We start from the raw sequence: 4,941 nt of genomic DNA on the forward strand, positions 1-4,941 counted from the left end.
TAGAGCTAAGCGACTTCCATATCTCACAGGGGGCAACCCCCAACTACTTCCGGCGTTCTAGGGCTTAACTTCTGTGTTCGGCATGGGTACAGGTGTATCTCCTAGGCTATCGTCACTTAACTCTGAGTAATACCTACTCAAAATTGAATATCTATTCAAACCAAGAAAACCGTTCGCTTTCATATTCTCAGTTACTTTGGATAAGTCCTCGAGCTATTAGTATTAGTCCGCTACATGTGTCGCCACACTTCCACTTCTAACCTATCTACCTGATCATCTCTCAGGGCTCTTACTGATATAAAATCATGGGAAATCTCATCTTGAGGTGGGTTTCACACTTAGATGCTTTCAGCGTTTATCCCTTCCCTACATAGCTACCCAGCGATGCCTTTGGCAAGACAACTGGTACACCAGCGGTAAGTCCACTCTGGTCCTCTCGTACTAGGAGCAGATCCTCTCAAATTTCCTACGCCCGCGACGGATAGGGACCGAACTGTCTCACGACGTTCTGAACCCAGCTCGCGTGCCGCTTTAATGGGCGAACAGCCCAACCCTTGGGACCGACTACAGCCCCAGGATGCGACGAGCCGACATCGAGGTGCCAAACCTCCCCGTCGATGTGAACTCTTGGGGGAGATAAGCCTGTTATCCCCAGGGTAGCTTTTATCCGTTGAGCGATGGCCCTTCCATACGGAACCACCGGATCACTAAGCCCGACTTTCGTCCCTGCTCGAGTTGTAGCTCTCGCAGTCAAGCTCCCTTATACCTTTACACTCTGCGAATGATTTCCAACCATTCTGAGGGAACCTTTGGGCGCCTCCGTTACCTTTTAGGAGGCGACCGCCCCAGTCAAACTGCCCGTCAGACACTGTCTCCGATAGGGATCACCTATCCGGGTTAGAGTGGCCATAACACAAGGGTAGTATCCCAACAACGTCTCCTTCGAAACTGGCGTCCCGATCTCATAGACTCCTACCTATCCTGTACATGTGGTACAGACACTCAATATCAAACTGCAGTAAAGCTCCATGGGGTCTTTCCGTCCTGTCGCGGGTAACCTGCATCTTCACAGGTACTAAAATTTCACCGAGTCTCTCGTTGAGACAGTGCCCAAATCATTACGCCTTTCGTGCGGGTCGGAACTTACCCGACAAGGAATTTCGCTACCTTAGGACCGTTATAGTTACGGCCGCCGTTTACTGGGGCTTCAATTCATACCTTCGCTTACGCTAAGCACTCCTCTTAACCTTCCAGCACCGGGCAGGCGTCACCCCCTATACATCATCTTACGATTTAGCAGAGAGCTGTGTTTTTGATAAACAGTTGCTTGGGCCTATTCACTGCGGCTGACTTAAAGCCAGCACCCCTTCTCCCGAAGTTACGGGGTCATTTTGCCGAGTTCCTTAACGAGAGTTCTCTCGCTCACCTGAGGCTACTCGCCTCGACTACCTGTGTCGGTTTGCGGTACGGGTAGAGTATGTTTAAACGCTAGAAGCTTTTCTTGGCAGTGTGACGTCACTAACTTCGCTACTAAACTTCGCTCCCCATCACAGCTCAATGTTATAGATATAAGCATTTGACTCATATCACACCTCACTGCTTAGACAGACACTTCCAATCGTCTGCTTTAGTTAGCCTACTGCGTCCCTCCATCACTACATACTCTAGTACAGGAATATCAACCTGTTGTCCATCGGATACACCTTTCGGTCTCTCCTTAGGTCCCGACTAACCCAGGGCGGACGAGCCTTCCCCTGGAAACCTTAGTCTTACGGTGGACAGGATTCTCACCTGTCTTTCGCTACTCATACCGGCATTCTCACTTCTATGCGTTCCAGCACTCCTCACGGTACACCTTCATCACACATAGAACGCTCTCCTACCATACCTATAAAGGTATCCACAGCTTCGGTAAATTGTTTTAGCCCCGGTACATTTTCGGCGCAGGGTCACTCGACTAGTGAGCTATTACGCACTCTTTGAATGAATAGCTGCTTCTAAGCTAACATCCTAGTTGTCTGTGCAACCCCACATCCTTTTCCACTTAACAATTATTTTGGGACCTTAGCTGGTGGTCTGGGCTGTTTCCCTTTCGACTACGGATCTTAGCACTCGCAGTCTGACTGCCGACCATAATTCATTGGCATTCGGAGTTTATCTGAGATTGGTAATCCGGGATGGACCCCTCACCCAAACAGTGCTCTACCTCCAAGAATCTCTAATGTCGACGCTAGCCCTAAAGCTATTTCGGAGAGAACCAGCTATCTCCAAGTTCGTTTGGAATTTCTCCGCTACCCACAAGTCATCCAAGCACTTTTCAACGTGCCCTGGTTCGGTCCTCCAGTGCGTCTTACCGCACCTTCAACCTGCTCATGGGTAGGTCACATGGTTTCGGGTCTACGTCATGATACTAATTCGCCCTATTCAGACTCGGTTTCCCTACGGCTCCGTCTCTTCAACTTAACCTCGCATCATAACGTAACTCGCCGGTTCATTCTACAAAAGGCACGCTCTCACCCATTAACGGGCTCGAACTTGTTGTAGGCACACGGTTTCAGGTTCTATTTCACTCCCCTCCCGGGGTGCTTTTCACCTTTCCCTCACGGTACTGGTTCACTATCGGTCACTAGGGAGTATTTAGGGTTGGGAGATGGTCCTCCCAGATTCCGACGGGATTTCACGTGTCCCGCCGTACTCAGGATACTGCTAGGTACAAAGACTATTTTAAATACGAGGCTATTACTCTCTTTGGCTGATCTTCCCAAATCATTCTTCTATAATCTTTGAGTCCACATTGCAGTCCTACAACCCCGAAGAGTAAACTCTTCGGTTTGCCCTCCTGCCGTTTCGCTCGCCGCTACTAAGGCAATCGCTTTTGCTTTCTCTTCCTGCAGCTACTTAGATGTTTCAGTTCACTGCGTCTTCCTCCTCACATCCTTAACAGATGCGGGTAACAGGTAGTACCTGTTGGGTTCCCCCATTCGGAAATCCCTGGATCATCGCTTACTTACAGCTACCCAAGGCATATCGTCGTTTGTCACGTCCTTCTTCGGCTCCTAGTGCCAAGGCATCCACCGTGCGCCCTTATTAACTTAACCTTATTTTTTGACCTTTCAGTCATAAACTCTTATTAATACTACAGCGTTTTCGGTTTATTTTCTTGTTACTATTTGATATAGATATTCAATTTTCAATGTGCATTACTTGGTGATCTCTCACCAATGGAGCCTAGCGGGATCGAACCGCTGACCTCCTGCGTGCAAAGCAGGCGCTCTCCCAGCTGAGCTAAGGCCCCACAAGACCTCTCAAGACTAAACAAGACCAATGCGCAGTTCCTTATCCTTAGAAAGGAGGTGATCCAGCCGCACCTTCCGATACGGCTACCTTGTTACGACTTCACCCCAATCATCTATCCCACCTTAGGCGGCTGGCTCCTAAAAGGTTACCTCACCGACTTCGGGTGTTACAAACTCTCGTGGTGTGACGGGCGGTGTGTACAAGGCCCGGGAACGTATTCACCGCGGCGTGCTGATCCGCGATTACTAGCGATTCCGACTTCATGTAGGCGAGTTGCAGCCTACAATCCGAACTGAGACTGGCTTTAAGAGATTAGCTTGCCGTCACCGGCTTGCGACTCGTTGTACCAGCCATTGTAGCACGTGTGTAGCCCAGGTCATAAGGGGCATGATGATTTGACGTCATCCCCACCTTCCTCCGGTTTATTACCGGCAGTCTCGCTAGAGTGCCCAACTGAATGATGGCAACTAACAATAGGGGTTGCGCTCGTTGCGGGACTTAACCCAACATCTCACGACACGAGCTGACGACAACCATGCACCACCTGTCACCTCTGTCCCGAAGGAAAACTCTATCTCTAGAGCGGTCAGAGGGATGTCAAGACCTGGTAAGGTTCTTCGCGTTGCTTCGAATTAAACCACATGCTCCACCGCTTGTGCGGGCCCCCGTCAATTCCTTTGAGTTTCAACCTTGCGGTCGTACTCCCCAGGCGGAGTGCTTAATGCGTTAGCTGCGGCACTAAACCCCGGAAAGGGTCTAACACCTAGCACTCATCGTTTACGGCGTGGACTACCAGGGTATCTAATCCTGTTTGCTCCCCACGCTTTCGAGCCTCAGCGTCAGTTACAAGCCAGAGAGCCGCTTTCGCCACCGGTGTTCCTCCATATATCTACGCATTTCACCGCTACACATGGAATTCCACTCTCCCCTCTTGCACTCAAGTTAAACAGTTTCCAAAGCGTACTATGGTTAAGCCACAGCCTTTAACTTCAGACTTATCTAACCGCCTGCGCTCGCTTTACGCCCAATAAATCCGGACAACGCTCGGGACCTACGTATTACCGCGGCTGCTGGCACGTAGTTAGCCGTCCCTTTCTGGTAAGATACCGTCACAGTGTGAACTTTCCACTCTCACACTCGTTCTTCTCTTACAACAGAGCTTTACGATCCGAAAACCTTCTTCACTCACGCGGCGTTGCTCGGTCAGACTTCCGTCCATTGCCGAAGATTCCCTACTGCTGCCTCCCGTAGGAGTCTGGGCCGTGTCTCAGTCCCAGTGTGGCCGATCACCCTCTCAGGTCGGCTATGTATCGTCGCCTTGGTGAGCCGTTACCCCACCAACTAGCTAATACAACGCAGGTCCATCTGGTAGTGATGCAATTGCACCTTTTAAGCAAATGTCATGCAACATCTACTCTTATGCGGTATTAGCTATCGTTTCCAATAGTTATCCCCCGCTACCAGGCAGGTTACCTACGCGTTACTCACCCGTTCGCAACTCATCCGGAGAAGCAAGCTCCTCCTTCAGCGTTCTACTTGCATGTATTAGGCACGCCGCCAGCGTTCGTCCTGAGCCAGGATCAAACTCTCATTAAAAGTTTGAGTTCTCACTCATTTCTGTCACTGACAGATTTATTGTTTTTT

General features: G+C 50.0%; 1 tRNA gene and 3 rRNA genes. All 4 read right to left on the reverse strand.

Features of this window, described 5'->3' with window-relative positions:
* Positions 1–4: 4 nt before the first annotated feature.
* A 5S ribosomal RNA gene (gene rrf, locus JQ843_RS03680) occupies positions 5–120 on the reverse strand.
* Between the two features lie 76 nt (positions 121–196).
* A 23S ribosomal RNA gene (locus tag JQ843_RS03685) occupies positions 197–3,098 on the reverse strand.
* A gap of 124 nt (positions 3,099–3,222) precedes the next feature.
* Positions 3,223–3,295 (reverse strand) — tRNA-Ala (locus JQ843_RS03690).
* A 51-nt stretch (positions 3,296–3,346) separates the two neighbouring features.
* A 16S ribosomal RNA gene (locus JQ843_RS03695) occupies positions 3,347–4,893 on the reverse strand.
* The 16S, 23S and 5S rRNA genes sit together here with 1 tRNA gene alongside, the layout of an rRNA operon.
* Between the last annotated feature and the right edge of the window lie 48 nt (positions 4,894–4,941).

Origin of the sequence: Streptococcus mitis (assembly GCF_905187495.1) — a bacterium.
GTDB lineage: Bacteria > Bacillota > Bacilli > Lactobacillales > Streptococcaceae > Streptococcus > Streptococcus mitis_CU.